Raw genomic sequence first — 5,539 nt, 5'->3', positions numbered from 1 at the left:
CTGTCACACCGCTTTCGCGGGCAAGCCCGCTCCCACATTTTGATCAGCGTATGGGATTAAGTCAGGGCCTCGGTGCGTAGGCAAACACGTCGGCGCGCATCTGGTGCGCATCCATGCCGGCGTCGACCAGCGCATCCAACGTGCCATAGATCATGGCCGGCGAGCCGCTGGCATAGACATGCACGGCCTTGAGGTCGGCAATGTCTTCACACACCGCTTCATGCAGCAGCCCGCAACGACCTTCCCAACCACATAGGTCGCTGACCACTTTGTGCAAGAACAGGTTGGGCAGTTGCTGCCACTGCGCCCAGTGTTCGATGTCGTAGAAGTCTTCCGGGCGGCGCACGCCCCAATACAGATGCACCGGGTGCTTGAAACCGGAAGCACGACAATGCTCGATCAGGCTGTGCATCTGCGCCATGCCGGTACCGGCTGCGATCAGCACCAGCGGCCCGTCGGGCAACTCGGCCAGGTGGGTGTCACCAAATGGCATCTCGACGCGGGCCATCTGGTTGCGCTGCAACTGTTCCAGCAAGTTACGAGCACTGTCCTCGCGGGCCAGCACATGCAACTCCAAATCGCGCCCGGCGTGGGGCGCCGAGGCCAGGGAGAATGCCGATTTTTCGCCGTTCTCCCGTTCAATCATCAGGTACTGGCCGGCGTGGTAACGCACGGCCTTGCCTGCCGGCGCACGCAGCCGTACACGCCAGACATCGCCGCCGACCTCCACGCACTCACTCAACTGGCACGACAATTTGCGCAACGGCAACTCTCCCGGCGCCAGCACGCCATCCCACAACACAATGCAATCTTCCAGCGGTTCAGCGATGCAGGTGTAGAACTCACCATGGTCGCGCACCTCACCGGCCTGCTGAACACGGCCTTCCACCAGCAGCGCCGCACACACATGACACACGCCATTGCGACAGGCCTGGGGGCATTCGTAGCCGAGGCGGCGCGCGCCTTCAAGGATTCGCTCGCCAGGGACCAGCTCCAGCACCGCGCCGGAAGGTTGCAGGGTTACACGCATCAATCTATTCCCAATTCTTTCCAGATCGCATCGACACGGGCGGTGACGGCTTCATCCTTGACGATCACCCGGCCCCACTCGCGGGTGGTTTCACCCGGCCACTTGTGAGTGGCATCCAGGCCCATTTTCGATCCCAGACCGGACACGGGCGAGGCGAAATCGAGGTAGTCGATCGGCGTGTTGTCGATCATCACCGTGTCGCGCTTGGGGTCCATGCGCGTGGTGATGGCCCAGATCACGTCGTTCCAGTCGCGGGCATTGATGTCGTCGTCGGTGACGATAACGAACTTGGTGTACATGAACTGTCGCAAAAACGACCACACACCCAGCATTACCCGCTTCGCATGGCCTGGGTACGACTTCTTCATGGTCACGATGGCCATGCGATATGAGCAGCCTTCCGGCGGCAAATAGAAGTCGGTGATTTCCGGGAATTGCTTCTGCAGGATCGGCACGAACACTTCGTTGAGCGCCACGCCGAGAATGGCCGGCTCATCCGGCGGCCGGCCGGTATAGGTGCTGTGGTAGATCGGCTTGATCCGATGGGTGATCCGCTCCACGGTGAACACCGGGAAGCTGTCGACTTCGTTGTAATAACCGGTGTGGTCGCCGTAAGGGCCTTCATCGGCCATTTCGCCCGGATGAATCACGCCTTCAAGGATGATTTCGGCAGTGGCCGGCACTTGCAGGTCATTGCCACGGCACTTCACCAGTTCGGTGCGGTTACCGCGCAGCAGACCGGCGAAGGCGTATTCGGACAAGCTGTCGGGCACCGGGGTCACGGCACCCAGGATGGTGGCTGGGTCGGCGCCCAGGGCCACAGAGACCGGGAACGGTTTGCCTGGGTGTTTTTCGCACCACTCACGGTAGTCCAGGGCGCCGCCACGGTGGCTCAACCACCGCATGATGACCTTGTTACGGCCAATCACTTGCTGACGGTAGATACCAAGGTTCTGACGGTCCTTGTTCGGGCCTTTAGTGACGGTCAGGCCCCAGGTGATCAGCGGGCCGACGTCGCCGGGCCAGCAAGTCTGCACCGGCAGCATGGCCAGGTCGACATCATCGCCTTCGATGACCACTTCCTGGCACACCGCGTCCTTGACCACTTTGGGGGCCATGGCAATGATCTTGCGGAAGATCGGCAGCTTCGACCAGGCATCCTTCAAGCCCTTCGGCGGTTCCGGTTCCTTGAGGAAGGCCAGCAATTTGCCGATCTCACGCAACTCGCTCACCGACTCGGCGCCCATGCCAAAGGCCACGCGCTCGGGCGTGCCGAACAGGTTGCCCAGCACCGGGATATCAAACCCGGTCGGGTTCTCGAACAGCAGCGCCGGGCCCTTGTTACGCAAGGTACGGTCGCAAATCTCAGTCATTTCCAGCACCGGGGAAATCGGCATCTGGATACGTTTCAACTCTCCGCGCTGCTCAAGTTGCTGCACGAAATCCCGAAGATCCTTGAATTTCATTAACCATGCCACCCGTAAAATAGGCGTACATCCTACCTGCTCTGAGGGCGGCTGGCAGCTTAATTGGCCGTCAGCCCTCGTGATTGCAAGGAACGGAACAAGGGCTCCAGGAAGGCTTCGATGTGTCGGGCGCCTACGTCGGAGATATGGTTGTCGTCGGTGTACAACGACCGGCCATTGAGCTCTACCCGGCACACACCATCGGCACCGCACAGCAATGGCGCGGGGTCCAGCACCGCTACGCCGCTATCAGCAGCGGCCAGCTCATTGAAAAGCTGGGTAATGAACGCCTGGCGCTTCGTGTGCTCCGTCAAGGCAAGCCCCTCGCCGTCCACCGATCGGTTCATCATCGCCAGGCGGCTGAGGCGGTAAGGCACAATGATCTCCTGCAGTGGCACCTCCTTGACCAACCAGACCCGATGCCCAGCCGCACGCAGCCCGCGGATGCGCTCGCGCAGGCCGTCGGCAAACCGCTGCTCAGCGATGGCACGCACGTACTTGCCGGTCGTGGGGTCCTTGAGCGCATGCTCCGTATCACCCGACATCTGGCCATAGAGGTACAGGCTCCAACGGGCGGCCAGCACCACATCGCTGAACGTTTGTTCGGTCATCGCCTTCTCGACGCGCTGGTTGAAATGCGCGCATCGGGCAATGTTTTCCAGGCCATCCAACGGTACGCAGCCTGCAAAACTGGCTTCGACCAAGCTGATATCGTGGCGTTTGGCACCCTCTTTGAGGGCCGGAATCAGCGCCGTGGCGTGACTGTCGCCCCAGACCAACGCTGATACCGAGGCGCTTTTAGGGCCGAAGTGGCAGAACAGGCGATCGTCGGGCGTGTCCTTATCCGCCATACAGGCCATCAACTCCGGGCTCCAGGTCTTGGCTTGGGCAAACTGCAAGGCCTGCTCGGACAAGCGCGAAGGCACACCGTCGGATGTGCGTATTGCCACGCCGGTCAAGCCCAGGCACAGGATGCCGGTCCCGGCAGCGGCCAGGATCGCCTTGCGTCCGGCGAACAGGCGTTTTTCTCGAAACGGTGCCTCTACAAAGCGCCAGGACAGGTAGCCCAGCACCAACGAGAGCAACATCAGCCCAGCCAACTCCAGTGGGCTTAAGCCATCCACGGCGGCATAGCTGGCATAGACAAAGACCGGCCAGTGCCAGAGGTACCAGGAGTAAGAGATCAGCCCAATACCCACCATCACCCGCGAACTCAACATACGCCCGACCCAGGTGTGTTGCTGGCCGTTGGCCCAGATCAACCCGACCACGCCCAGCACCGGCAGCAGCGCGGTGGCACCTGGGAACGGTGTAGTAGCGTCGAAACCGAATACGGCGATCAGGATCAGTGCCAGGGAGATCAGGCTGACCCCTTGGGCCAGGGCGGGCGAGGCCCGCCATTCGCGCATGGGCAGCACCGCCAGCATGGCACCGGCCAACAGTTCCCAGGCCCGCAGATGCAACAGGAAAAAAGCCTTTTGCGGCTCATGGGAGACCGCCCAGACGCTCATGCCAAACGACGCCAGCAGCACACCGAAGAGTGCCACGCGCCAATGTTTCAGGCGGCTTGAAAGCAACGTCAGCAACAGCGGGAAGACAATGTAGAACTGTTCCTCCACCGCCAACGACCACGTGTGCAGCAAGGGCTTGATGTCAGAAGACACATCGAAGTAACCATGCTGACGGGAAAACAGCAGGTTTGAGGTGAAGATCACCTGATAGTGCGCTGACCGCCCCAGCTCCTCATAGTCTTTGGGGGCAAGCAGAAACCAACCTACCGCCAGCGTTGCCGCCATCATCACGAACAGCGCCGGCAGAATCCGCCGGGCACGGCGCGCCCAGAAGTCGATGAAGCTGAAACGTCCAGCCTGGCGCTCACGCCAGATAATGGAGGTGATCAGAAACCCGGAGATGACGAAGAACACATCCACACCGACAAAGCCGCCGGTAACGCCAGGAACGCCGAAGTGAAACAACACGACAGCAAGGACAGCAATGGCACGCAGGCCGTCGATGTCTCTTCGGTATGCAAGAGTGGTCATAGGATGGTGGTCAGTCTGCTGCGAAAGTGGCGAGCGTTACCGCACGTACAATTTTTGTTACTTAACGGACACTTATGCCACAAAAATTGTTCAATCTCGACGCAAAAAAAATGGCGCCCCTGGGGGCGCCATTTTTCGGACCTGAAGCCGTCGTATTACTTACGCTTCATCGACAAGAAGAACTCATCGTTGGTCTTGGTGGTCTTCAGCTTGTCGACCAGGAACTCGATGGCTGCAACTTCATCCATCGGGTGCAGCAGCTTGCGCAGAATCCACATACGCTGCAGTTCGTCGTCGGCCGTCAGCAACTCTTCACGGCGGGTGCCGGAACGGTTGATGTTGATCGCCGGGAACACACGCTTTTCAGCGATGCGGCGGTCCAGGGGCAGTTCCATGTTACCGGTACCCTTGAACTCTTCGTAGATCACTTCGTCCATCTTCGAGCCGGTTTCAACCAGCGCGGTGGCGATAATGGTCAGCGAGCCGCCTTCTTCGATGTTCCGCGCAGCGCCGAAGAAACGCTTTGGTTTCTCCAGGGCGTGGGCATCGACACCACCGGTCAATACCTTGCCGGAGCTCGGGATCACGGTGTTATAGGCGCGTGCCAGACGGGTGATGGAGTCGAGCAGGATCACCACGTCCTTCTTGTGTTCAACCAGGCGCTTGGCCTTCTCGATCACCATTTCAGCAACCTGCACGTGGCGGGTTGGTGGCTCATCGAACGTGGAGGCAACCACTTCGCCGCGCACGGTGCGCTGCATTTCGGTCACTTCTTCCGGACGCTCATCGATCAACAGCACGATCAGGTGAACTTCTGGGTTGTTACGTGCGATGTTCGCTGCAATGTTCTGCAGCATGATGGTCTTACCGGCTTTCGGCGGTGCGACGATCAGGCCACGCTGGCCTTTACCGATCGGCGCGCACAGGTCGATCACACGACCGGTCAAGTCTTCGGTGGAACCGTTACCGGCTTCCATCTTCATGCGCACGGTCGGGAACAG

General features: G+C 60.2%; 4 protein-coding genes. All 4 read right to left on the bottom strand.

Features of this window, described 5'->3' with window-relative positions; all coding sequences use genetic code 11:
* Window positions 1-61: 61 nt before the first annotated feature.
* Entirely contained in the window at window positions 62-1,030 is a 969-nt protein-coding gene (locus tag ACRESD_RS26845) for a CDP-6-deoxy-delta-3,4-glucoseen reductase (RefSeq protein WP_431753674.1), read from the bottom strand.
* Entirely contained in the window at window positions 1,030-2,496 is a 1,467-nt protein-coding gene (gene ubiD / locus ACRESD_RS26840; protein WP_071490463.1) for a 4-hydroxy-3-polyprenylbenzoate decarboxylase, read from the bottom strand. Before ubiD ends, ACRESD_RS26845 begins: the two co-directional genes overlap by 1 nt.
* Before the next feature lie 59 nt (window positions 2,497-2,555).
* Window positions 2,556-4,538, bottom strand: a complete 1,983-nt coding sequence (locus tag ACRESD_RS26835) for an acyltransferase family protein (RefSeq protein ID WP_431753673.1) — start codon at window positions 4,536-4,538, stop codon at window positions 2,556-2,558.
* A 155-nt stretch (window positions 4,539-4,693) separates the two neighbouring features.
* On the bottom strand, window positions 4,694-5,539 hold an 846-nt coding region (gene rho / locus ACRESD_RS26830; protein ID WP_431753672.1), incomplete at its 5' end, for a transcription termination factor Rho.

Source organism: Pseudomonas sp. (assembly GCF_050739995.1).
GTDB lineage: Bacteria > Pseudomonadota > Gammaproteobacteria > Pseudomonadales > Pseudomonadaceae > Aquipseudomonas.
Note: the sequence above shows the minus strand (reverse complement) of the source record. Positions and strands in the feature narration are given on the sequence as shown.